The sequence below is a fragment of the uncultured Sphingomonas sp. genome, assembly GCF_934560975.1.
GTDB lineage: Bacteria > Pseudomonadota > Alphaproteobacteria > Sphingomonadales > Sphingomonadaceae > Sphingomonas_I.
Window position 1 is genome coordinate 39,795 of sequence record NZ_CAKTFO010000012.1, and the last position, 23,624, is coordinate 63,418.

Sequence of the window (23,624 nt, forward strand, 5' to 3'; positions counted from 1 at the left end):
CAGGGCGCGTCGGCACCGGCTGCGGTGATGCCGGCGGGTCGAACAAGGAGCAAGCACATGAAAAAGGGCGTGACAGCGACGTTGCTCGTCGGTGGAATGCTGGCGCTCGCCGGCTGCAACAGGGGCGGCAGTGCTCCCGAAGGGCAGGTCGCGGCGACGGTGAACGGACAGGAAGTCACCCTTCAGGAGGTGAATACCGAGATTCAGAGCGCCAACCTGCCGGCGGGATCCGACAAGAAGGCGGCCCAGCGGCTGGCGTTGCAGCGCGTGATCGATCGCAAGCTGCTGATCACGCAGGCCGAGGACAAGGGTGTCGACAAGACGCCTGACTATCTGGCGCAGAAGCGGCGGGCAGAGGAGATGATGCTGGCCCAGGCCTATGCCCGCCAGCAGCTGTCGGCGGTTCCGGTGCCGAGCGACACCGAGATCAACAAGTTCATGGCGAATCGCCCGTCGGCATTCGCCCAGCGTGAGCAGCTGTCGCTGGACCAGATCCGCTTCGCCCCGCCGCAGGACTTGAAGGCGTTGCAGGCGCTGGACAACGACCATTCGCTCGATGCGGTGGCCGCCCACCTGACGCAGCTCGGCATCCGCTTCCAGCGTGCGCCCACCGGCCTGGACACCGGCGCCGTTCCGCCGGAAATGATGACCGCGATCAGCAAACTGCCCGCCGGCGAGCCGTTCGTGGTGCCGAGCCAGGGTCTCATCACCGTGAACGTGATCACGGGCCGCAAGCCGGTCACGATCGATGCGTCGCAGAGCCGGTCGGCCGCGGTTCAGGCATGGCGCCAGCAGAAGTTCAGCGACCTGCTCCAGCAGCAGCTCACCTCGCTGCGCAGCTCCGCCAAGATCACCTACCAGGAAGGGCTTGCGCCCCCGGCCGGCGGCCCGAAGCCCGCAGGCCAGCAATAAGCATGCGAGCGGGCCCGCTTGGCGGGCCCGCTTCGCCAGTCAATAATAGCCGCCGTAGCCGTAGCTCATTCCATAGCCATATTCGTCGGTCAGCAGCTGACTGCGATAGCGGTTGAGCACGCTGCCGATCAGCGGGGTCGGTGACAGCATCCGCACGGTTTCGCGCACCTGCTTGGCCGTGGTCCGGCCATCTTCGGCAACCAGCACATAGCCATCCAGCCGCTGTCCGATGATGACAGCATCATCGTCCGCGAAGATCGGCGGCATGTCGACCACGACCATCACGTTCGGGCCCAGCGCGCGCAGGCCGGCGAACAACTGCTCACTGCGATCGCTGGTCAGCAATTCGCCGGTTGCCACGTCGCGGCGGAAGCCGGGTATGACCACCAGGCGTTCGTCGTTGATGCGGCGCGCCACCTGCTCGATCGGCGCCTCGCCCGACAGGAAATCATGCACGCCGGGGCTCTTGGGATCGAACGAGAACCGGCCCGCGACCGCCGGGCGATGCAGATCGAGGTCGAGCAGCACCACGTCCATGTCACCGATGCGCGACAAGGCTGCGGCAAGATTACTGGCTACAAAGGTCTTGCCGACATTGGGCGCGGCCGAGGTAACGCCGATCAGCTTCAGCCCCTCATCCTGCGACCGGCGCAGGATCTGGGAGCGGATCAGCTTGAACGGACGCGCGCGGGTGTCGGCATTGCGAAACCCAACGATGTTCTGCGCGTCGAGCTGTTCGGGGGCCACAGCAACCGAACGGATCGCGGTCGGGTCGGTGAAAAGCGGACGGGCCATTGCGGTGCCGTCGTCCACCATCGGATTGGCTTGCATCAGGTTTGAGACTCCGTGAACCGGTCAGGCGCGCGCGGTCTTGCGGCGGGTCCGCCGTTCAAGAAGGCGGACGATCCAGTTGGGCTTGCTGTCGAAATCGGGGATCACCGCAAGGGGCGGCTGCCCCAGCGCCTGGCGCATCGCCTGCGTGCCGCGGATCGGGCGCAGGATCAGCTCGATCAACAGTGCCAGGCCGAGGCCGAGAGCGAGGCCGCCCAGGATGCTGCCGAGGATGATCATGGGCCGGTTGGGGCGAACCGGCGAATCCGGCACGACCGGCGGATCGGCCAGCGTCAGGCGCTCACCCTTCTGTTCGGATTCCACCCGCGCCTGAATCTGGGCAGCCTGCAACTTAGCGCCGATCGTGCGATACTGCTCCCGCAGCGCGTCGGCCCGCTTTTCCAGCTGGTCCACCTGGCCCGCAAGGACCGGCGCACGCGACTGGGCCGAGACCACCGCCGACGATTGCGAGGCCAGCATGCCCTGCGCGCGTTGCAGGGACGCGATCTGCGCACGGTTTGAGGCGATCTGCGCCGCGACCGGATTGGCCGACGCAGGCAGGGCCGCCGCGGCACGCCGCGCGGCCTCCACCTGGGCACGCGCCGCGACTACGTCGGGATGAGTGTCCGAAAATTTGGCCTGGGCCACGCGCAGCTGCGCTTCCGCCGCCGCCACGCCGGTCTCCTGCGATGCGCCACCGCTGGCGTTCAGCCGCAGATTTTCCGCCTGCAGGCCCGCAATCTGGGCATCAATGCGAGACAGGTCGGCCGACTGGTTGCCGGTGGCCTGACCCAACGCCAGCACGGTGCCGTTCTCCGCCTTGATCTGCATCGACTTGGCTTCGATTTCGGCGATCTGCGACTGGACGGTGTTCGCCTGCTCGGTCAGGAAATTGACCGCGTCGGTCGCCTGCGTCGCCTGCGAAGTGGCATCCGCCTCCAGGAAGCGATCCACGAACTGCTGGGCGACGACCTGCGCCTTCTGCGGATCGTCATAGCGGAACGACACGTTGATCGCGATCGTGTTGGCCAGGCCGAGGTTGCGGCGGCTCTTGGCATTCACCAGCTCGTTGTTGAGCGCGGTGATGTTGGTGCTGGCCCGCATCTCGTCCACGATCTTGGACAGGGGCACGGTACGTTGCTCGTCCGGGTACAGATTGTAGGTCCGGATCAGGCGGATCAGGTCCATGCGGCTCAACACACGCTCGCGCGCACGCGCGACGCGCTGGCCGATGGCGTCACCCGCCTGCGAGCTGCCGAGGTCGCCCAGCAGCGCGTCCGGCAATTGCTGCGATTCGATCAGAACCGTTGCGCTCGATTCATAAACCGGGTGGATCAGGAATGCAGCGGTCGCGCCGCCTATCGTCGCCAGCACCGCCGGTGCCAGGATCAGCCAGCGCCGCTGCCAAAGGATCGACGGCACTGCCGCCAGGAAGCCGGAGCCGCCATCCTCTTCCGTTTCCGTTTCGATGCTCATGTCCGTCGTCCGATCTTGGCGCTGATATTGATGGTCCCGGCCAACGAGTCTGCCGACCTTTGTGTAAATTTTCGGTTCTGATACCGCCCGCCCACGCCAACGGTGATGCGTTCGGACAGATCACGGCCATAATCCACCCGGGTCTGCAGCACGCGTGCCTTGTTGACGCCGAAGTTGAGGAGTTGCTGCGCCTTGCTGTCCTGGTACGAAGCATAGGCCGAGATCCGGCTCCGCTCCGTCAGTTCATGGCGCAGCGTGGCACCGAATTCGAGCGAGGTCCGCAATCCGCCCAGGCCGCTGGCCGAGCTGGAGCGGTTGGCGGTCGCGCACACCGAGGTGCGCGGATAGGTGCCACACAGGGATGCGCCAAAGCCAAGCGACGTGCTGTTCCCGCCCCCGTCCACATGCTGCAGGATCACGCCGAGATTGCCGTTGAACGCCCAGATCGTGCTCAGCTGGCGTTGCAGGGTGACCGCCGGCTGGAGAGAGCTCGTATTCGGATAGATCGTGTTTTCCACCTGCGTCGCGGCAAGTTGCACGCCCACCCGCGTCCGCGCATCAACCGCACGGGAATAGCCCAGTTGGCCGCCATATTGGTCGAAATCGCGGGCGAGGGTGCTGCCCTTGTAACTGGAATGCGAGGCGTTCACGCCCACGTTGAAGCTGTCGAGGTCGCTGGGCTGCCATTGGAGCCCGGCATTGCCGCTCAGCCGCTTGCTACGGCGACCGATATTGAGCGGGTCCGACACATTGACGTCGTCCGGCAGATCGCGGTCCAGGTTGGCACCGATCAGCGGGTTCGTGCTGGTGGAATAACCTACATTGCCGTTCACGCTGAGGCGTTCGCTCAGCTGCTCGGTATGGCCAAGGTTCGCCTGCGCATTCTCGCTGGCGCCATAGCGGCGAAGATACTCCTCGCGGCTGTAGACGCCGCTCACGACCGTCCGGCCGCGTGGCGTCGTGCGGGTCAGGCGCGGCGCGACTGAGACGGAGACCAGGGCCGATCCCGCGTCCCCGCCATCGCCGTTGCCGCTGCGCAGGAACGGGTTGGTGGCATAGCCCACCCCGCCCGAGATCACGCCGCTGAACACGAACGGTTCGGCCACTGCCGGAACGGCCGCCATGCCGGCCATGGCGACCAAAGCGATCCGCCTCACGGAACAACGACCGTATCGCCGGCCATCAGCTGCGGCAGACCCGTGTCGGACAGGTCGCTGTTGCCGGGCTTGCCGCGCAGGATGTCGCCCACGCGCGAGCGGATGATGTTGGTGCGGCTGCCGTCGCGCCGCAGGATGATGATGTTGGACAGATCCGCGAATTCGGTCGGGCCACCCGCCAGGGTCAGCGCGCCGAGCAGGTTGACGTAGCGCGTGGGCGAGAAGGTGCCGGGTGCGCGCACCTTGCCGATCACCGAAAACTGCATGCCCGACGGGATCTTGACCGAAACCGTCACCTGCTGCGGCACGCCCTTATACTGCGGGGCCAGCAACTGCGCCAGATCGCCTTCCACTTCGGTCGTGGTCCGACCGGCGGCGCGGACGGTGCCGGCGAGCGGGAAGGAAAAGGTGCCATCCGGCAACACGTTCAAGCTGCGCTGCAGACGCTCGTCACCCCAAACGTAGATGTCGATCTGGTCGCCCGGATTGATCCGGTAGGTGGTGACCTGCGTATTCTTGACAGGTGCGGTCTGGGCCGTTGCAGCAACGCCATGCAGCGCGATGGCGAGCATCGCCGCCGGGATCAGCTTCATCTTATTCTACCCCTTCTACCGGTGGAACCGTATCGCACTTGCGAACAGGCTTTGCTAGGGCATAAGTGCCGCATGAGGTTCTCGGTTCAGCGTGCATCAGCTCTTTGGAGCTGGGTTATGGTTACTATCCGGAGCGCTTTGTTTCGCCGTCCTCCGGGCACACAGTCGCAGCCCAATCCCGTTCGCGCCGTAGGTACGGCGTCGGTCGCGGCGCTGGCAGCCTTGCTGCTGGTCGCGTGCGAATCAAATACGGCAAAGGCGGACAAGTGGGAGGCACTGTATGACCGCCTGTATTCCGTTCGCGCTTACCCTCCCGCGGCGCGCGCCATCCAGACCGCGGTGGGCTATGACGAAAGCAGCGCCCGGCGCTGGCTGAAGGTCGGACAGGTGCGCGAGGCGTTGGGCCAGTACAATGCCGCCGTCGCCGGCTACCAACATGCGCTCGACCTTCAGCCCGACAATATTCCAGCCCTGCAAAGCCTGGCGATCATGTCCATTCGCGGCGGCGACTTTGACGGCGCGCAACGCTTTTTCCAGCCGCTGCTGTTGCTGGATCCCGACAACCTGGCCGGCCTGCTGACAAAGGGCGCGGCGGCGCTCGGCAAGCGCGACTTCGCCACCACCGATCAGGTCACCGCCACCGTGACCCGCCTCTACCCGGCGCAGGCCGATGGCTATGTGCTGCGCGCACGCATGCTCGACATGCAAGGCAAGACCAGCAAGGCGGCGCGCCTGCTGGAACAACGGGCGAAACTGGACCCGCAAAATGCCGACCTGCTGACGCAGTTGATGGTGTTGTATCGCGCATCCGGCAACCGCACCGGCATGCAGGCAACCGCGATCCGCCTGCTGCCGCTGTTTCCCGACGATCCCAAATATGGCCTTGATGCCGCTCGTGCCTACCAGGCGCGGGGAAATACCAGGCAAGCGGAACGGATCGTCGACGGCATGCAGGCACGCTTTGGCAACAGCCCATCGGTGATGGCCGCGATCGCATCCTTCTGGCGCGGAGAAGCGCGGCCGGAAGTTGCGCGGGACCGGATCATCAAGGCCGCCAATGCGGCAAAGCCGACGGTACGAACCGCATTGGCCCGCACCCTGGTCGACATGGGCGAGGCGGCGAGCGCGGCCGCCCTGCTGACCCCACTGACGGCCGACGCCATCACCACTCAGACGCTGGATCGTCACGCCTTGATGGCGCGCGCCCTCCTGGCTAGCGGCCATGTGGAGCAGGCGGAAGGCAAGTTGAATGACGTGCTGGCCTTTGACAGCGCAAATCCCGAGGCGCTGATCGTGCGCGCCCGGCTCGAACTCGATCGCAAGCAGTTCGAGCAGGCTGCCAACACGATCCAGCAAGTGATCGCCGATGACGAAACCAACGAGGAAGCGGCCCTGCTGCTCGGCCGGATCTATGTTCAGCAGGGCAATCAGCTACGCGCGGCGAGCGCCTTTGGCACGGCGCGGCAGCATTTTCCCGACAGCCTGGCGGTAGCGAAGGCCGAGATCGATTGGCTGCTCCAGCAAAATCGCATTGCGGAGGCGGGCCAACGTGCGTCCGGCTTCCTGCAGGCGCATTCCGGCCGTTCGGACGCATGGCGCCTGAGCGCCGACACATGCCGCGCCACGGGCGACAAGAGTTGCGAACGCACAGCGCGTGCGGCGCTTGCCCGCAGCGGCCTGTAAACCATAGGCGCTTTGCTTGCAGGCGATCTTGCGGTAGCGCGTCTCTTATTGCGCAGCGCAACATCGTTAAGTCTTTGGGGGTTTTGGCATGGCAGTGAAACTGATCCGACCGCGCCGCTTCGGCGACGAGCGGGGCTGGTTCATGGAAACCTTCAATGCGCGACGCTATGCCGAACTCGGCATTACCTGCACCTTCGTGCAGGACAATCATTCCATGTCGCGCGACGTGGGCGTGCTGCGCGGGCTGCACTGGCAGGCCCTGCCGCATGGCCAGGACAAATTGGTGCGGTGCGTACGCGGGCGGATCTGGGACGTGGCGGTGGATGCCCGCGCGGGATCGCCGACCTTCGGCAGATGGGTCGCGGCCGAATTGAGCGCCGACAATGGCCACCAGCTGTTCATTCCGGTCGGCTTCGCGCACGGTTTCGTCACGCTCGATCCGAATAGCGAGGTCGAATACAAGGTCAGCGGTGATTACGCACCGGAGTGCGAGGGCGGCGTCGCCTGGGACGACCCCGGACTGGCCCTGCCCTGGCCGCTGCCGGCGATCGGCCCGACCCTGTCGGACAAGGACAAGGTGCTGCCGCCGCTCAGCGAAGACACAACACCCTTCACCTACCACGGCAATCCGCTGGAGCCCATCGACGCATGACCGACGCCACACCGCTCCGTATCCTGGTGACGGGTGGCGCCGGCTTCATCGGCTCCGCCTTGGTCCGCCACCTCATCCGCGAAACGCCGCACGAGGTGCTGAACCTCGACAAGCTGACCTATGCCGGCAACCTCGCCTCGCTCGATCCGATCGCCAACAGCCCGCGCTACCGCTTCCGCCAGGCGGACATCTGCGATGGTTCGGCTGTGTCGGCGATCATCAGTGAGTTCCGGCCGGACGTGATCACGCACTTGGCGGCCGAAAGCCATGTCGACCGTTCGATCGACGGCCCCGCGGACTTCATCCAGACCAATGTGGTCGGCACCTTCACCATGCTGAGCAGCGCGCTGGAATATTGGCGAGGGCTGGACGATGCGGGCAGGCAGGCGTTCCGCTTCCACCATATCTCCACCGACGAAGTGTTCGGCACGCTGGCGGATAACGGCTATTTCACGGAAGAAACCCCGTACGATCCCCATTCGCCTTATTCGGCATCCAAGGCATCGTCCGACCACCTCGTCCGCGCGTGGCACGACACTTACGGCTTGCCGGTGCTGATCACCAACTGCTCCAACAATTACGGACCCTACCACTTCCCCGAAAAGCTGATCCCGCTGATGATCATCAAGGCGCTCGCGGGGGAGCCGTTGCCGGTCTACGGCCAAGGCGCCAACGTGCGCGACTGGCTGTTCGTGGAGGATCATGCCCGCGCGCTGACCCGCGTTTTCGAGGCCGGCGAAGTCGGCCAGAGCTATATCATCGGCGGTCGCGCCGAGCGGAAGAATCTGCAGGTCGTCACCCGCATCTGCGAGACGCTGGACCGCATCCGTCCGCGCGAAGACGGTGGCTCCTACCGGGAGCAGATCAGCTACGTCGCCGATCGGCCCGGCCATGACCATCGCTATGCGATCGACCCGTCCAAGATCGAGCGCGACCTGGGCTGGACCGCGCGGGAGAGTTTCGACAGCGGGATCGAGCGTACGATCCTCTGGTATCTCGACAATGAAAGCTGGTGGCGTCCGCTGGTCGAGGACAAGGGAGCCGTGCAGCGCGTCGGCCTGAAGGGTTGATGGGCCCGATTCTCGTCACCGGCGGCTCGGGCCAGGTCGGCGGCGCCTTGCTGCGCCTTGCCGGGTCGAAGCGGGAGATGGTGGCACCGACGCGCGACCAGCTCGACCTGACCGACCCCACTGCCCTGGCCGCCTGCGTCGCATCGCGGCCGTGGGAGGCGGTGGTGAACTGCGCCGCCTACACCGCCGTGGATCGCGCCGAGAGCGATGTCGTGGCCGCGTGGCAGGTCAATGCGCTTGCTCCGGCGGCGCTGGCGGCGGCGACCGCGCAGGCCGCCATCCCGCTGATCCACCTGTCGACCGACTATGTCTTCGATGGCTCCAAGCCCGCAGCGTATGTGGAGAGCGATCCCGTCGCGCCGATCGGCGTCTATGGCGCGTCCAAGGAAGGTGGCGAGCAGGCGGTGCGTACCGCCAATCCGCGCCACATCATCCTGCGCACGGCATGGGTGGTCAGCGCGCACGGCGCCAACTTCATCAAGACCATGCTGCGCATCGGGCGCGAGCGCGATCATCTGCGCGTCGTTGCCGACCAGCACGGCTGCCCGACCGGCGCGGACGATATTGCGCGCACGATCCTGACCATTCTTGACCGGCGGGATGAGGATGCGTTCGGCACCTATCATGTCGTCAATGCTGGCGAGGCAAGCTGGCACGAACTGGCCGGCGCGGTTTTTGCCCGTGCGGCGCGTCACGGGTTCAAGGCCCCCATGGTCGAGGCGATCGCCACCAGCGATTATCCCACTCCCGCCAGACGCCCGGCGAACTCGCGCCTGTCCACGGCCAAGCTGACGGACAGGTTCGGCATCGCCCCGCGCGATTGGCGCATCATGGTCGACGAGATTGTCGACGAATTGACAGGAACAGCAGCATGAAGGGCATCATCCTGGCCGGGGGCAGCGGCACCCGGCTCCATCCGGCCACGCTTGCGATCAACAAGCAGCTGCTGCCGATCTACGACAAGCCGATGATCTATTATCCGATGTCGGTGCTGATGCTGGCCGGCATTCGTGACATCCTGATCATCTCGTCACCGGAATATCTCGACAATTACCGCAACCTGTTCGGCGATGGCAGCCAGTTCGGACTGGCCATCTCCTACGCGCTGCAGCCCAAGCCGGAGGGGCTGGCGCAAGCCTTCCTGATCGGGGAAGAGTTTCTGCAAGATGGCCCCGCCGCTCTGGTGCTGGGCGACAATGTCTTCTTCGGCGCGGACCTGAGCCAGCGCCTGCACCGCGCGGCGGCGCGCGAACATGGCGCCACCATCTTCTCCTACCGGGTCGATCATCCCGAAGCCTATGGCGTGGTCGAACTGGACGAAAGCGGCCGCGCGCTGTCGATCGAGGAAAAGCCCAAGGCGCCCAAGTCGCACCAGGCGGTGACCGGCCTTTATTTTTACGATTCGCGCGTGTGCGAATTCGCGCAGCAGGTCCGCCCATCGCCGCGTGGCGAGCTGGAGATCACCGACCTCAATCGCATGTACATGGAGCGCGGGGAGCTGTTCGTGGAGCAGCTGTCGCGCGGCCATGCCTGGCTCGACACCGGTACCCATGACAGTTTGCTGGAAGCGGCCGAGTTCGTCCGCACGGTGCAGCATCGCCAAGGCATGCAGATAGCCTGCCTGGAGGAAATCGCATTCGAACTGGGCTTCATCGACGCGGACCAGTTCCGCAAGCGCGGACAGGCGTTCGCCAAGACCAGCTATGGACAATATATCCTGCGCCGCGCGGATGAGCTCGCCTGACGGGATCGATGCCGCGATGCTGACCATGGATCATGCCTCCGCAACGGCCGCATGCCGTGCGTGCGGAGCGGTACGCGCCGGACTGCCGATGCGGGACATTGACAGGGCAGGCGCGCTGGTGTTGTCAGCGATTTTGGCGGGCGTGGCCGGGGAAGCATCCTCCTGGCCTTGGGAGATGCAGAGGTCATGACCAGCAGCGCCGGCGTGACAGGGTCCATGGGGGCTCCGTCCTACGTCCAGTATCTCGCACCCGCACGATGAACCAGTCTGACACCACCCACATGCCGACGTCCCCGGCACGGCTGCGGCCGTCCGACATCCAGGCGATGCGGGTCCGTATCGCCTTGTTCATCCTGATCAGCGACTGCGTGGCCGTGCTTATCGGGTGCGTGGCCGGCAACATGGTGCGGTTCGGTGATCCTCTGGCGTCGCCGGGTCTGAACCTGTTCGCTCTGGTGCTGCCCCTGTTCGTGGGGCTGGCGATCAACAGTGACGCTTATGCCGCCGACGTGCTGCGCGATGTGCGTGCGGGCCTGTCCCGCGCGATGCTGGCCTATGTGTTCGCCATCTTCGCGGTCTTTTTCCTCGCTTTCTACATGAAGGCGAGCGCGGACCTGTCGCGCATCAACTCGCTGGTTGCGATGGGTGTCACTGCGGCGGCGATGGGGACAGGCCGCTACGTCTGCCTGCTCTACACCCGCCGGATGACGGGCATGCAGTTGGTCTACGACCTGCTGATCACCGACGGCGTAGCGGTCAAGGCGCCGCCGCACGTGCATGTGCTGGATGCCGAACGCGACGATCTGCGTCCCAATCTGCAGGATCCGCACATGCTGAACCGGCTGGGCATGCACCTGAGGGGGGTGGACCGGGTGGTGATCGCCTGCCCGCCCGGACGGCGCCAGGTCTGGTCGATGCTGCTCAAGGGATCGAGCGTGAACGGCCACATCGTGGCGGAGGAGCTGGACGAGGTCGGCGCGATCGGCATCGGCCTGTTCGCCGGCAAGCATACGCTGGCAGTGGCCCATGCGCCGCTGGACCTCAGCCGCCGCGCGGCCAAGCGCGCGCTCGACCTGTCGCTGACCATTCCCGGCCTGATCTTCCTTGCGCCGCTGCTGATCGTGGTGGCGATCGCGATCAAGTTCGACAGCCGCGGACCGATCTTCTTCCTCCAGCCGCGGGTCGGACGCGGCAACCGGATCTTCCTGACCTACAAGTTCCGCAGTATGCGGGCGGAACTGAGCGACGCCGCCGGCAATCGCTCAACCGCGCGCGACGACAATCGTGTGACCCGCGTCGGCAGATTCATTCGTGCCACCAGCATCGACGAACTGCCGCAGCTGTTCAACGTGCTGCGCGGCGAGATGAGCCTGGTCGGCCCCCGCCCCCATGCGCTCGGCAGCCTGGCCGGCAACGAGCTGTTCTGGGAAGTGGACGAGCGTTACTGGCACCGCCACGCATCCAAGCCGGGCGTCACCGGCCTGGCCCAGGTGCGGGGCTATCGCGGCGCCACGCCCGAGCGCGAGGATCTTGCCAACCGGCTGCGCGCCGACCTGGAATATCTCAACGGCTGGACGATCTGGCGCGATATCTCGATCCTGATCAACACGTTGAGGGTGTTGGTCCACCGCAACGCCTATTGACCCCTACCGCTCATGGAGCGCGCCGTTGAATGCCTGCGTCAGCGGATCGAGCAGATAGTCGATGCCGGACCGCTTGCGCAGGGTGATCTCGACCTGAGCCGGCGTTCCGGGGCGCAAGGCGCCGCGCAGTCCAGCTGCCTTGCTCGCCCGGTCGAACTCTGCGGGCGCGACCCGCACGGTGGCGGTATAGAAGGCCCGGCCGGTCCGCTCCTCGGTGAAGCTGTCTGCCGAGATGCGGGTGACCGCGCCGTCCAGCGTAGGCACGTTGCGGCCGTGCAGCCCGGTCAGCCGCACCCGCGCGTCCTGCCCGACCACCAGATCGTTGACGTCGGCCGGGGCGACCTGCGCCTCCACCGACAATGAGCGGTCGGCCGGCACGATCTTCATCAGTGCCTGACCCGCCGTAGCCACACCGCCCGATGCCTTGAAGGCGAGGCCCATTACGGCACCCGACGTGGGCGCGCGCAGCTGGCGCCGGGCCAGCGCATCGCGCGCCGCCTGCCATTGCGGCAGCAGGCTTTGCAGGTCGGTCTGGTCCTGACGCAGCTGGGCGGAAAGCTGTTCCCCCTCCTGCGCGCGATTCTGGAGGAGCTGCATCCGCGCGGCCCCGCCTTCATTGTGCAGGCGCGCCATCTCGGCGGCCTGTGCCCCGCGCTGCCCCTCCAGATCGGCGGCATTGCGCTGGAGCGCCAGCACGCGATTCTGGGTGGCATAGCCCTTGGACGCCAGCATCGAGACGGTAGCAAGCTCCTTGCTGTTCAGCTTCTGCTGTTCGGCATTGGCACTCTGGCGCGCGGCATAGCCACCAAGCTGGTTGCCGACCTGCGCCATGCGCTCGCCCAGCAGCCGCTGTTCGGAGGAATGGGCATTTTGCCACGCCGCGAACTGGCCGCGCGCGACGGTCATGGCCCGGGCGGCCTCCGCCTGATCGCGCGCGTCCAGCGACGCAAACGCCGCTGGGGCCTCGATCCCCGCGCCGCCGGCTAGCTGCGCCTGGAGCCGCGCAATATCCGCCTGCAGCGATATCACCCTGGTGGCGAGCGACCGTTCCTGCGCCAGCGCCTCCGTGGTCGCGAACTCGATCACGACCTGGCCGGCGCGGACCTGCTGCCCTTCCACCACGTGCACGGCCGAAATCACGCCGCCATCGGGGGTTTGCACCGCCTGCGCATCGCCGGTGACCTTGACCGCGCCCGGCGCGTAGGCGGCCGCATCCAGTTGGGCGTAGGCACCCCAGCCGAGCAGGCCGACAAAGAAGGCCCCGCCGACGAGGAGGGCGGCCCTGATCTCCGAACGCGGGTTTTCGGGCAGCGCGACGGGCGCGCCAAGAACGGCTTGGGTCATGCCCTCTTCTCCTGCAAGGCGTGGACGTTGGTGGTGGGGACGTTGATGGGTCCAAAGCGGGCGACACGCCCATGGCCCAGCAACATGATCTTGTCGGCGGCGGCGAGCATGTCAGCCTGGTGCGCCGTCATCAGCACGGTGACGCCGTCCGTCCGCAGCTGCTGAATGCAGCCGAGCAGCGCGACCTGCCCTTCATTGTCCAGATGCGAATAAGGCTCGTCGAGCAGGACGATGCGGGGCGCGCCAAAGAGCGCACGCGCAAGGGCCACGCGTTGCGCCTGGCCCGCCGAAAGGCCGCTGCCACCGTCACCCAGAACCGTGTCATAGCCCTGCGGAAGGCGCTGGATCATGTCGTGCGCGCCGACCCGCTTGGCGGCGGCGATCACCTGCTCGTCAATCTGACCGGTATCGCCGTCGAGGGCGCCGGCAAACCGGGCAATATTGTCCTTCACGCTGCCGGCAAACAGCGTGAATCCCTGCGGCAGATAGCCGACATAGGGGGCCAGCCGCTCAGGATCCCACGCATCGAGCGCAGCACCATCGATCCGGACGATGCCCGCCGCCGGACGGATTGCGCCTGCGATCGTGCCGAGCAAGGTGGACTTGCCCGCGCCGGAGAGGCCGGCAATGCCGATCACCTCGCCGGGCTCGATCGTCAGCGTCGCGCCGGCAAGCACCGCTGTGGTCGCGCCGACCGGAGCGACCGCCAGCGACTCGAGCGCGATCCGGCCCCGCGGCGCGGGCAGGACGGTGTCGGGCTGATAGGTGCGATCGTCGGTGAGGAGGATGTTGAGGTGGCGGCGCGCCTCACGGGCGCGGGTGACGGTGCTCCACGACTGGGTCAGCTGCTCGATCGGCGCCAGCGCGCGCGAGATCAGCAGGGTTGAAGCAAAGATGGCGCCACCGGAAATCTTGCCCTCGATCGCCAGCCATGCGCCCAAAGCGAGGCCGAGGGACTGCATCATCAGGCGTACGATGCGCATGATGCTGGTGTGGCGCCCGCCCGCAAAGGCCGCTTCCAGCTGAAGGGTCGAGGCGCGCGCGCGATCGCTGAGGATAGTGGCGGTGAGCGCACGGCGCATGCCGAGCGCACGGACGTCGCCCGCATTGGCCGCAATGTGCCCCTGGCGGTTATAGGCGATGCTGGCGGCGGCAGCGGCGGCAGCGAGCGGTGCGTGGGTAGCGCGCTCGTTGCCGAGCACAAGGATCATCAGGACGGCACCCGCGAACAAGGTTACGAGCCCGATCCAGGGGCTGACCAGAAAGGCGGCGAGCACGTAGATCGGCATCCACGGCGCGTCGAACGCCACGGTCATTACCGGGCCGGACATGGCCTGCCGGAACGTATCCAAGTTACGAAGCGCCTCCGCGCGCTCCACACGATTGACGTGCGGACGGCCGAGCACCGCCGCCAGCACCGGCTCCGCCAGCACGCGATCGAGGCGGACGCCGGCCTTGAGCAGCAGCCGGCTACGCAGCCATTCGAACATGCCGAGCGTCGCGTAAGCCGACAGGGTGATCGCGGCCAACAGACCCAGGGTGGCCAGACCCCCGGTCGGGACCACCCGATCATAGACCTGAAGCATGAAGATGGTCGGCGTCAGGCAGAGCAGGTTGGCGCACCCGCTCAACACCGCTGCCGCCGTATAATGGCCGCGGCAGGCAATCAGCGCCTGCCGCACAGGATCGGGTCCACCCGAACGTCTCAACATGTCCAGCCTCGTCTGTGATCGAGGCTATTCTAGGCAGGACTCGGTTAAAGCGGCGTAAAGCCTAACAGACTAGCCGCGCCGTGCCTCGGCGATCGCCTCCGCTAGGGCATCGTGACCCACGGCGCCGCCCAGCAGCCGCGTTCCGATCACGAATGCGGGCGTGCCGGTCACCCCTAATCGGCCGGCAAGTGCAAGATTGTTCTCGATCTCCTGCGCGACATCCTGGCCACCACGATCAACCGCGAGACGCGCCTGGTCCACCCCGCTGACCTTTGCCGCGGCCTGAAGCCCCCGCGAGTCGGGCCGGCCGGCGAACAGCGCGCGATGGAAGGCGAAATAGCGACCGTCCTGCTTGGCGGCGGCGAGCGCGTCCCGCGCGGCGGCCTCGCTCTGCGGCCCGAGGACCGGCACCTCGCGCCAGACGACCTTCAGCTTCGGGTCTTCCTTCAACAGCCGCTCGATGTCGGGCATGCTCGCGCGGCAATATCCACAATTATAGTCGCTGAACATCACCAGCGTGACGTCCCCGTTCGGGTTGCCGGCCCATGCGCCGGCGAAAGGGGTTTCCAGCGCCTTGCGCTCGGCGGCGATGGTTTTGGAAGCGGCCTGGTTCTGGAGGCGCTCGATCGCCTCGGGAATGATTTCGGGATGCGCCAGGATGTAATCGTGTACGATCCGCTCGACCGCCGTCCGATTGAGCGGATCGGCCGCGGCCCGCGCGCCAGCCGCGCCGAGCACCAGCCCCAGCGCGCCCGTGATCACCATTCCCAATGTCGTTCGCCGCATGCGGCCCCTTTCCGTGTCAGCGCCGCCGCCGTCGATCGGCCGCATCGCGCGCGGTTAGCGCAATGTCCTGCGCCCTGATATAGTCCGGCGTGCCCACCGGAATGCTGCGCATCGCCAGTTCGGCATTGGCGAGCGCGGCCGGCGCGTTCCCCTCCATGGAGTATCGCTCCGCCGTAGCCAGCCGCGCCCGCGGTTCGTCGCCCAAGCGCGTATATATCAGACCCAGATTGTACCACGCCTGCGGATTGTCGGGATCGCGCTGCACCGCGACCTTGAGCACCTGCTCCGCTTCCTTGAGGTCGTCCTTGTTCTCGGTCGCGACCAGGGCGTTGCCCAGCAGGGATGCGATCAGCGGCGTGCTGCGCGACTGACGCGTTGCCTCCCGCAGCGCGGGCAGCGCGTCGGCGGGACGCCCCGCCTCCAGCAGGATCTGCCCCTTCAGCTCCAGGAAATAGGGGTCGTGCGGGTCCGAGGCGAGCAGCTTCGCCACCTCTTCATTGGCCTTGTCCGGATACCCACCGCGATGCCACGCATAGGCGCGGGCATAATGCGCCGGGATGCTCTGATCGCGTTCGGGATATTTGCGCATCACCACCGGCGGATCTTCCAGATAGCCGGTCAGCTTGGCCTTGATGCGCAGGAAGCGTTGCTGCTTCGTGGGGTCGATCGGCGTGTCCCACCATGGGGACTTTTGCAGGTCCGCCTCTAGCGCGGCCTGGCGATCGGCGGTCATCGGGTGGCTCTGTCCGAAGGGATCGACGGACGTATAGCTGGGCGTCAGGCGATATTCCTCCTGCCGCAGCTTGCCGAAGAAGCTGATCATGCCCTTGCCGGACAGCTTCGCATCGTTGAGGTGGCGGACGGCCGCGGCATCAGCGCCACCCTCTGCCGCGCGCGTAAAGGCCAGGAACTTGCCCTGCGCGGCGCTCTGGCCAGCCATCAGCGCCGCCATGCCCGCTTCGCCTGCGCCGGCGGCCATGGCGGCCGCGCCGAGCAGGAGCGAGAGCAGGCTGATGCGGGTGGCGCTTTCCATGCCCGCCTTCGCGGTCAGCTCGGCGCCCCCGGTCTCGATATGGCCGAGTTCGTGGGCGATCACGCCTTCCAGTTCAGCGGCATTATCGGCGCGCTGCAACGTGCCGGAATGAAAGTAGATGTTCTGTCCCGTCGCAACGAAAGCGTTGATCGAGGGATCGTTGATCACATAGATGTTGAGCGCGCCCGGACGCAACCCGGCCGATGCCGCCAAGGGTGCGGCAATGTCGTCCATGAACGCTTCGGTTTCCGCGTCCCGCAGGATCGACTGCGCAAGCACCGGCTGCGTGACGAGTGTCAGCGAGATGACGGCAGCGCAGGCGAGGCGAAACAAGCGGGACATCAAGGCGCGGAGAGATTTAGCGCGTATTGACTGAACCGGGGGTGAAAGCGGCGCCCCGCCGCAAACGGCGGGGCGCCAGCCATCATGCGCCGAACGTTCGCTGCCACCAGCCGCGACGCGGTGCACCGGCGGGTGTCTCGGCAGCAGCGTCGGTGGCCTCCGCCACGGGCTGGTCATCCGCCCGCGGCTGGGCGTCGCCGGTGGGTTCCACCACCGGTTCGGCCGGCTGGCCCGTCGCGTCGGGCTGTGCCTCGGCAGCGAGGTCCGTGACCGGCTCGGCCGCCGTCTTGCGCCGCCGGCGAGTCGGCTTCGGCGCCGGAGTCTCGCCTTCGGCAGGCGCGCGTTCGGCAGCTGTTTCCACTGCCGGCTCCGCATCGGCCTTCTTGCGGCTCTTGCGGACCCGCTTGGGAGCAGGTTCTTCCGCCGCCTCGGCAGCCGGAGCCTCGACCGGCGCCGCCGCTACCGCAGGCTCCGCATCCGCGGGCGCAGCGGCCGGCTCGGCGGTCTTGCGGGCACGGGTGCGGCGGCGCGGAGCCGGCTTCTCCGGCTCGGCAACTGCTTCGGCTTCCACCGATGCGGCAGGCGCGCTCTCGACCGGCAGTTCGGGCGGCAGGGCATCCTCGATCGCGACGGGCTGCGCTTCGACCTCATCGCCGAGATCGCCGTCGGTCACGGGATCAACCGCATCCTCGTCCGAAGCGAGCCCGACACCCTCCACGGAGTCCGCCGACTCGACGTCCTCGCCCGGTTCGGCCGAGGTCGAACCGTTACGGTTGCGGCGACGACCGCCGCGGCGACCGCGGCGACCACGCCGGCCGCGCTCTTCCTCTTCACCGGCCGGCTGCGCCAAAGCGAGTTCCTCGTCCTCAGCGGGTTCGGCCTCACCCTCCTCGGTGAGTTCGCCTTCGCCGGCGCCGCTCTCGCCGCCTTCGGTCCGCGACTCCTCGTCACGGCGTCCGCCACGACGACGGCGACGGCGACGGCGACGGCCACCGGCTTCGCCCTCCCGCTCTTCGCGTTCGGAGCGATCCGGGCGTTCCGCCTCGGCGTCGGCTTCGACTTCCTCTTCATCGACATCCTCGATGTCGTCGAGCAGGTCGTCATCGGGTTCCGCGACGATCTGCTGCGGCAGGCGCGGGGCGTGGGACGGCGGCGGACCGGATGCCTCGACCGACATGCGCGCGCCCTCGGGCGTGCCGTCGGTACGGATCTCGATCATCACGCCATAACGGTCTTCGATGTCGGCCAGCTCGGCGCGCTTGCGGTTTAGCACATATAGCGCCGCCTCCTGGCTGGCGCGCAGGCACAGGCGCGATCCGCGGCCACGCGCGGCTTCCTCCTCCAGCAGGCGGAGCGCCTGCAACCCGGACGAAGACGCCGTGCGGATGAACCCAGTGCCTTCGCAATGCGGGCAGATGCGGGTGGACGCTTCCAGCACGCCGGTGCGCAGCCGCTGGCGGCTCATCTCGAACAGGCCGAAGCTGGAGATACGACCGACCTGGATACGGGCGCGATCGTTCTTCAGCGCCTCCTTCATCGCCCGCTCAACCTTGCGGTTGTTGGAGCCATTCTCCATGTCGATGAAGTCGATCACCACTAGGCCGGCCATGTCGCGTAGGCGCAGCTGGCGGGCGATTTCCTGCGCCGCTTCCAGGTTGGTCGCGGTCGCCGTCTGCTCGATATTGTGCTCGCGCGTCGAACGGCCGGAGTTGATGTCGATCGAGACCAGGGCCTCGGTCGGGTTGATGACGATATAACCGCCCGACTTCAGCTGTACGACCGGCTGGTACATGGCCGCCAATTGATCCTCGACGCCATAACGCTGGAACAGCGGGATCGCGTCGGAATAAGGCTGGATGCGCTTGGCATGCGCCGGCATCAGCAGCTTCATGAAGCTGCGCGCGGCGTGGTAGCCGTCCTCGCCCTCCACCAGGATCTCGTCGATATCCTTGCTGTAGATGTCGCGGATCGCCCGCTTGATCAGGTCGCTGTCGCGGTAGATCTCCGCCGGTGCCGCCGATGTCAGCGTCCGCTCGCGTATTTCGTCCCACAGGCGCGCGAGATAGTCGAAGTCGCGCTTGATCTCGGCGCGGGTGCGCTGGAGGCCGGCGGTGCGGACGATGCAGCCCATCGACCTGGGCAGGTTCAGGTCCGCCAGGATCGACTTCAGCCGCTTGCGATCGCTTGCATTGGAGATCTTGCGCGAAATGCCACCGCCATGGCTGGTGTTGGGCATCAGCACGCAATAGCGGCCGGCGAGGCTGAGGTAGGTGGTCAGCGCCGCGCCCTTGTTGCCGCGCTCTTCCTTGACGACCTGGACCAGCAGCACCTGGCGCCGCCGGATCACGTCCTGGATCTTGTAGCGACGACGGAGATTCATCCGCTTCTGGCGAAGGTTCTCCACGGCATTGTCGTCGCCGCCGGTGGTGGTGGGACGGGGTGCGGGCGCATCCTCGTCGTCGCCGTCAGACGCGGCATCGTCATCGCCGGCGTCCGCAAAGTCGCCGTCGTCGTCCGACCGCTCGAAGGCGTCGTCCTCGTCCTCGTCATCCTCACGGGCGCGCAGCGCCTCTTCCTCGGCGGCATGCTCGGCTTCCTCGCGGAGCAGTGCCTCGCGATCCTCCTTCGGGATCTGGTAATAATCGGGATGGATTTCCGAAAAAGCGAGAAAGCCGTGACGGTTTCCACCGTAATCGACAAACGCCGCCTGCAGCGACGGCTCGACCCGGGTGACCTTGGCTAGGTAGATATTGCCCTTGAGCTGCTTGTGCTCTTCGGATTCGAAGTCAAACTCTTCGATGCGGTTGCCCTTGACGACCGCCACGCGGGTTTCCTCCCGATGGCGCGCATCGATCAACATGCGCATGGACATTCACGTGTCTCCAAGCGTCTCCTGCCGCCTCTTCCGGGCGGGGGACGCGATAAGGCGATGGTGCGCACACCGCAAAGCGGGCTTCTCCATCGCCAATGATGCTGGATAATGCCTCTGCCGCATCGCCACCCCGGCAACGATTGTGCCCGGAAAGGCCCCACGCCCACGCGCCACCTGCCCTTTCGGCATGGTGCGGGTGAGGGGAAAAATGACGCATGCGGCTTCAACCTGGTTGACCGGCCGCGCACAAACGCGCCGGCATCGACCCGCCGGCAACAGATAAGAACCGTCGGGACGATAGGCTAGGTAACACCTGCCTCGCCACCCGGCAACCCGGCGCAACTTTGCAGCCGGCATTTCCACGGAGTTTTCGCTTTGCTAGGCGTGGAGCGTGCGTCCGTGGATCTCGATAGCGGCCCTGCTCCTGACGGCGGTGGCGAATGCGGCCCCGCCGCCCAACCGGGCGACCGCGCGCCTACCCGCGCGCCCGTCGCGATTGCGGCTACCGCCGGTGGAAGGTCCGCAACGCAACGATCTGCCCCTGGTCGTGGTCGATGCCGGCCATGGCGGGCATGATCCCGGCTCCTCCTCGCTCGACGGCGGGGAGCAGGAAAAGGACCTGACCCTCGCCATCGCCAAGGCGATCCGGGACGAATTGAAGAAAGGCAAGCGGGTGCGCGTTGCCCTGACGCGTAGCGACGATCGCTTCCTGGTACTGGCCGAACGGCGCGAGATCGCACGGGCGCTGCGCGCGGACCTGTTCATCTCGATCCATTGCGACAGCGCACCCAACCCCGCCGCGCATGGGGCTAGCATCTATACTTTGTCCGAACGCTCCTCCGACCGGGTCGCCGCCGCTCTGGCGGCGCGCGAGAACAAGGCGGACGTGATCAACGGTATCGACCTGTCGAGCGAATCGGATGACGTATCGTCGATCCTGATCGACCTTGCGCAACGCGACACCATGAACAGCGCATCCCGCTTCGCCAGCCTGCTCCAGCGGGAACTCGCGCCCCTGATCCCGCTGAAGAGCGACTTCCATAAATTTGCGGGCCTGATGGTACTCAAGGCGCCCGACGTGCCGTCCGTGCTGCTGGAAACTGGCTACATCTCCAATCCCGACGATCTCGCGCTGCTGGAGTCGGCGACCTACCGCAACAAGATCGCAACCGGGATGAGCCGCGCGATCGAGGCCAATTTCGCCCGCCGCCTGGTCGGCACGGAGCAGGCGGCGGAGGATTGATGGTGGCCGCTCGGGCGCTTCTGTTCTAAGCCTTGCCGTCGTGACGTTCACCCTACCCCATGTCTCCCTTGATCGCAGCCGGTTTCGCGCCTTGTTTGCGCGGCGCTGGGTCAAGTGGTTGCTGGCGCTGCTGGTCGCCCTTGTCCTGGCCTATGCGTTGTTGTGGACCATCTTCCTGCGCGGCCTGCCGTCCGCTTCGGCGCTGTTGAACTACGAGCCGCCGCTGCCGACCAACGTGCGCGCGATCGACGGCACGCCGGTCTACAGCTTCGCGCGGGAACGGCGGGTCGAGCTCGCCTATGACGAACTGCCTCCCCGCCTGGTGCAAGCCTTCATCTCGGCCGAGGACAAGGACTTCTTCAGCCATCACGGCATCGACGTGCTCGCCTTCATGAACGGCGTGTACGAATACCTTACCAAGATGGGCACGGGCGAGCGGGCGCGTGGCGGATCGACCATTACGCAGCAGGTCGCCAAGAACCTGCTGCTCGGCGACGAATATTCGCCCAGCCGCAAGATCCGCGAGGCCGCTTTGGCGATGCGGATCGAAGGGGCGCTGACCAAGCAGCAGATCCTGGAGCTATACCTCAACCAGATCTTCCTGGGTCGCAACGCTTATGGGGTGGAGGCGGCGGCGCGCGCCTATTTCGGCAAGGATGCCGGCGCCCTGACCCTGCCCGAAGTCGCCTATCTCGCCGCCCTTCCCAAGGCGCCAGCCAATTACGATCCGGATCGTCACGCCGATCGCGCGTTGACCCGCCGCGCTTATGTGCTGCGCGAGATGCTGGCCAACGGCTATATCACTCCGGCGGAGCAGCAATCCGCCACGGACGCGCCGCTCGGCACGGTGGATCGCTCCAACGCACGGCGCGATGCGGAAAAGCCGTTTGAAGGCCATTATATGGAGGAGGTGCGGCGCGAGCTGCTATCCAAATACGGCACGGACGACAGGAACGGGCGCAACAGCGTCTATGCTGGCGGCCTGTGGGTGCGAACCTCGCTCGACCCCAAGGCACAGCAGGCGGTGGAGAAAGCGTTGCGAGACGGGCTGGTCCGGTACGAGGCCGCCATGGGCTGGCGTGGACGGTCGAGCCAGATCGATACCGGCCCGGGCTGGCCACGCCGGCTCGCGGCGTTGAACCTGGACGTCGATTATGGCGGCTGGCGGCCGGCGGTGATCCTGTCCAGGAGCGCGTCGCAGGCGGAACTGGGCTTTGCCGACAACAGCCGCGGGACACTCCAGCCGTGGGGTGCGGCCGCGCCGAAGCGCGGGGTCGGCGGTCGCGCCTTTGACTTCCTGCGCGCGGGCGACGTTGTGATGGTGGCGCCGGCGGGCAACGGCTGGGCCTTGCGCTCCGTGCCGCTCGTCTCGGGCGGAATGGTCGCGGAAAATCCGCATACGGGGCAGGTGCTGGCGATGATGGGCGGGTTCGATCCGCACCATGCCTTCAATCGTGCGACACAGGCGCTGCGCCAGCCGGGATCGTCGTTCAAGCCGTTGGTTTATTCGGCGGCTTTGGACAGTGGCATGACCCCGGCCTCGATCATCGTCGACGGGCCGTTCTGCGTGTTCCAGACCGCGCAGCTCGGCACCAAATGCTTCCGCAACTTCTCGGGCGGCTATGCCGGTCCGCAGACCATGCGCTGGGGCGTGGAGCAGTCGCGCAACCTGATGACGGTACGCGCCGCCAGCCAGGCGGGCATGGGCAAGGTGGTGGCGCTGGCCAAGCGGATGGGCGTAGGCGATTACCCACCCTATATCGCCTATTCGCTGGGTGCGGGTGAAACCACCGTGCTGCGGATGGTGAATGCTTTTTCCATGCTCGCCAATCAGGGCCGCTCCTTGAAGCCGACGGTGATCGACTTCGTTCAGGATCGCGCCGGCAAGGTCATCTGGAAGGCGGATAACCGTCCCTGCGAAGGCTGCAATGCCAAGGACTGGAATGGCGGCCCGATGCCGCGCCCGCGGCCCCGCTCGGCCCAGGTGATGGATGCCCTGACCGCCTATCAGATGGTCCATATCATGGAGGGCGTGGTCCAGCGCGGCACTGCCACCGTGCTGCGCGATCTGGGCCGGCCCTTGTTCGGCAAGACCGGGACCAATACCGGCCCGACCAACGTCTGGTTCGTGGGCGGATCGCAGGATCTCGTCGCCGGGGTCTATATCGGCTATGACAAGCCGCGCGCCATGGGCGGCTTTGCCCAGGGCGGCACCATCGCCGCGCCGATCTTCCGCCAGTTCGCGCAGGTGGCGATGAAGGACGTGCCGGTGGTGCCGTTCCGCGCCCCGCCCGGCATCCGCATGGTGCGGATCGATCGGCGCAGCGGCAAGAAGGTGTTCGGCGGCTGGCCCAGCAATGACGAATACAAGCCCGCGATCATTTGGGAAGCGTTCAAGCCGGAGAGCGAGCCCCGCCGCGCCGTGAGCAAGCAGGAACTGGTCGCCGCGCAGAAGCCGCGTCCCGCGATCCGCAGCGACAGCGACTTCTTGCAGGCGCAGGGGGGTATTTACTAACTTCCCTCCCTGAACC

Annotated in this window: 17 protein-coding genes and 1 pseudogene; 9 read left to right on the forward strand and 9 right to left on the reverse strand. The window is 66.5% G+C overall.

The genetic code is table 11. The features are described 5' to 3' along the window. The first annotated feature begins 57 nt into the window (after window positions 1–57). A complete protein-coding gene (locus tag Q0D93_RS09295; RefSeq protein ID WP_294393208.1) occupies window positions 58–912 on the forward strand; it encodes a peptidyl-prolyl cis-trans isomerase in 855 nt (284 codons plus the stop codon). A 39-nt stretch (window positions 913–951) separates the two neighbouring features. On the opposite strand, the gene Q0D93_RS09300 is transcribed toward Q0D93_RS09295, so the two are convergent. From Q0D93_RS09300 to Q0D93_RS09315, 4 genes are read right to left on the reverse strand one after another with little or no spacing between them, the layout of a single operon-like run. Further along, complete coding sequence (locus Q0D93_RS09300) at window positions 952–1,743, reverse strand: CpsD/CapB family tyrosine-protein kinase (RefSeq protein ID WP_294393210.1); 792 nt, start codon at window positions 1,741–1,743, stop codon at window positions 952–954. 24 nt (window positions 1,744–1,767) lie between these two features. Further along, a complete protein-coding gene (locus tag Q0D93_RS09305; protein WP_294393212.1) occupies window positions 1,768–3,219 on the reverse strand; it encodes a Wzz/FepE/Etk N-terminal domain-containing protein in 1,452 nt (483 codons plus the stop codon). Further along, a complete protein-coding gene (locus Q0D93_RS09310) occupies window positions 3,216–4,376 on the reverse strand; it encodes a hypothetical protein (RefSeq protein WP_294393214.1) in 1,161 nt (386 codons plus the stop codon). The genes Q0D93_RS09305 and Q0D93_RS09310 overlap by 4 nt, the downstream gene beginning before the upstream one ends. Continuing rightward, window positions 4,373–4,969: a polysaccharide biosynthesis/export family protein gene (locus Q0D93_RS09315; RefSeq protein ID WP_294393215.1), complete on the reverse strand. Its 597-nt coding sequence runs from the start codon at window positions 4,967–4,969 to the stop codon at window positions 4,373–4,375. The genes Q0D93_RS09310 and Q0D93_RS09315 overlap by 4 nt, the downstream gene beginning before the upstream one ends. Window positions 4,970–5,086: 117 nt before the next feature. On the opposite strand from Q0D93_RS09315, the gene Q0D93_RS09320 reads away from it, so the two are divergent. From Q0D93_RS09320 to Q0D93_RS09345, 6 genes are all read left to right on the forward strand, one after another. After that, on the forward strand, window positions 5,087–6,652 hold the full coding sequence (locus Q0D93_RS09320; protein ID WP_294393217.1) for a tetratricopeptide repeat protein: 1,566 nt from the start codon (window positions 5,087–5,089) through the stop codon (window positions 6,650–6,652). Between the two features lie 88 nt (window positions 6,653–6,740). Further along, window positions 6,741–7,304 carry a dTDP-4-dehydrorhamnose 3,5-epimerase gene (gene rfbC, locus Q0D93_RS09325; protein ID WP_294393219.1) on the forward strand — a complete coding sequence of 188 codons (564 nt, stop codon included), beginning with the start codon at window positions 6,741–6,743 and terminating at the stop codon, window positions 7,302–7,304. Beyond that, complete coding sequence (gene rfbB / locus Q0D93_RS09330; RefSeq protein WP_294393221.1) at window positions 7,301–8,374, forward strand: dTDP-glucose 4,6-dehydratase; 1,074 nt, start codon at window positions 7,301–7,303, stop codon at window positions 8,372–8,374. The genes rfbC and rfbB overlap by 4 nt, the downstream gene beginning before the upstream one ends. Then, the gene (rfbD, locus tag Q0D93_RS09335) at window positions 8,374–9,249 is read left to right on the forward strand and encodes a dTDP-4-dehydrorhamnose reductase (protein ID WP_294393223.1); all 876 of its coding nucleotides are present in this window, start codon (window positions 8,374–8,376) and stop codon (window positions 9,247–9,249) included. Before rfbB ends, rfbD begins: the two co-directional genes overlap by 1 nt. Continuing rightward, a complete protein-coding gene (gene rfbA / locus Q0D93_RS09340) occupies window positions 9,246–10,118 on the forward strand; it encodes a glucose-1-phosphate thymidylyltransferase RfbA (protein ID WP_294393225.1) in 873 nt (290 codons plus the stop codon). The genes rfbD and rfbA overlap by 4 nt, the downstream gene beginning before the upstream one ends. A gap of 257 nt (window positions 10,119–10,375) precedes the next feature. Continuing rightward, on the forward strand, window positions 10,376–11,761 hold the full coding sequence (locus tag Q0D93_RS09345) for a sugar transferase (RefSeq protein ID WP_294393226.1): 1,386 nt from the start codon (window positions 10,376–10,378) through the stop codon (window positions 11,759–11,761). A 3-nt stretch (window positions 11,762–11,764) separates the two neighbouring features. Here the strand turns inward: Q0D93_RS09345 and Q0D93_RS09350 are convergent, their stop codons facing one another. From Q0D93_RS09350 to Q0D93_RS09370, 5 genes are all read right to left on the reverse strand, one after another. After that, on the reverse strand, window positions 11,765–13,105 hold the full coding sequence (locus tag Q0D93_RS09350; protein WP_294393228.1) for an HlyD family type I secretion periplasmic adaptor subunit: 1,341 nt from the start codon (window positions 13,103–13,105) through the stop codon (window positions 11,765–11,767). Further along, a complete protein-coding gene (locus Q0D93_RS09355; RefSeq protein ID WP_294393230.1) occupies window positions 13,102–14,817 on the reverse strand; it encodes a type I secretion system permease/ATPase in 1,716 nt (571 codons plus the stop codon). The genes Q0D93_RS09350 and Q0D93_RS09355 overlap by 4 nt, the downstream gene beginning before the upstream one ends. Window positions 14,818–14,886: 69 nt before the next feature. Continuing rightward, complete coding sequence (locus Q0D93_RS09360; RefSeq protein WP_294393232.1) at window positions 14,887–15,603, reverse strand: DsbA family protein; 717 nt, start codon at window positions 15,601–15,603, stop codon at window positions 14,887–14,889. Window positions 15,604–15,619: 16 nt separating this feature from the next. Then, window positions 15,620–16,978, reverse strand: coding sequence for a M48 family metalloprotease (locus Q0D93_RS09365; protein WP_294393234.1), 1,359 nt, complete (start codon window positions 16,976–16,978; stop codon window positions 15,620–15,622). A gap of 82 nt (window positions 16,979–17,060) precedes the next feature. Next, window positions 17,061–19,850, reverse strand: coding sequence for a ribonuclease E/G (locus tag Q0D93_RS09370; RefSeq protein ID WP_294393236.1), 2,790 nt, complete (start codon window positions 19,848–19,850; stop codon window positions 17,061–17,063). Between the two features lie 496 nt (window positions 19,851–20,346). On the opposite strand from Q0D93_RS09370, the pseudogene Q0D93_RS09375 reads away from it, so the two are divergent. Together Q0D93_RS09375 and Q0D93_RS09380 are read left to right on the forward strand one after the other, a co-directional pair. Next, a pseudogene (locus Q0D93_RS09375) lies at window positions 20,347–21,093 on the forward strand (N-acetylmuramoyl-L-alanine amidase); the annotation flags it as partial. Window positions 21,094–21,133: 40 nt separating this feature from the next. Then, window positions 21,134–23,608, forward strand: a complete 2,475-nt coding sequence (locus Q0D93_RS09380; RefSeq protein ID WP_294393238.1) for a PBP1A family penicillin-binding protein — start codon at window positions 21,134–21,136, stop codon at window positions 23,606–23,608. Window positions 23,609–23,624 lie beyond the last annotated feature (16 nt).

Coding starts and splice junctions, on each gene's coding strand:
- Q0D93_RS09295 (WP_294393208.1), top strand. CDS start 58: ATGAAAAAGGGCGTGACAGCGACGTTGCTCGTCGGTGGAATGCTGGCG.
- Q0D93_RS09300 (WP_294393210.1), bottom strand. CDS start 1,743: ATGCAAGCCAATCCGATGGTGGACGACGGCACCGCAATGGCCCGTCCG.
- Q0D93_RS09305 (WP_294393212.1), bottom strand. CDS start 3,219: ATGAGCATCGAAACGGAAACGGAAGAGGATGGCGGCTCCGGCTTCCTG.
- Q0D93_RS09315 (WP_294393215.1), bottom strand. CDS start 4,969: ATGAAGCTGATCCCGGCGGCGATGCTCGCCATCGCGCTGCATGGCGTT.
- Q0D93_RS09320 (WP_294393217.1), top strand. CDS start 5,087: ATGGTTACTATCCGGAGCGCTTTGTTTCGCCGTCCTCCGGGCACACAG.
- rfbC (WP_294393219.1), top strand. CDS start 6,741: ATGGCAGTGAAACTGATCCGACCGCGCCGCTTCGGCGACGAGCGGGGC.
- rfbB (WP_294393221.1), top strand. CDS start 7,301: ATGACCGACGCCACACCGCTCCGTATCCTGGTGACGGGTGGCGCCGGC.
- rfbD (WP_294393223.1), top strand. CDS start 8,374: ATGGGCCCGATTCTCGTCACCGGCGGCTCGGGCCAGGTCGGCGGCGCC.
- rfbA (WP_294393225.1), top strand. CDS start 9,246: ATGAAGGGCATCATCCTGGCCGGGGGCAGCGGCACCCGGCTCCATCCG.
- Q0D93_RS09345 (WP_294393226.1), top strand. CDS start 10,376: ATGAACCAGTCTGACACCACCCACATGCCGACGTCCCCGGCACGGCTG.
- Q0D93_RS09350 (WP_294393228.1), bottom strand. CDS start 13,105: ATGACCCAAGCCGTTCTTGGCGCGCCCGTCGCGCTGCCCGAAAACCCG.
- Q0D93_RS09355 (WP_294393230.1), bottom strand. CDS start 14,817: ATGTTGAGACGTTCGGGTGGACCCGATCCTGTGCGGCAGGCGCTGATT.
- Q0D93_RS09360 (WP_294393232.1), bottom strand. CDS start 15,603: ATGCGGCGAACGACATTGGGAATGGTGATCACGGGCGCGCTGGGGCTG.
- Q0D93_RS09365 (WP_294393234.1), bottom strand. CDS start 16,978: ATGTCCCGCTTGTTTCGCCTCGCCTGCGCTGCCGTCATCTCGCTGACA.
- Q0D93_RS09370 (WP_294393236.1), bottom strand. CDS start 19,850: ATGTCCATGCGCATGTTGATCGATGCGCGCCATCGGGAGGAAACCCGC.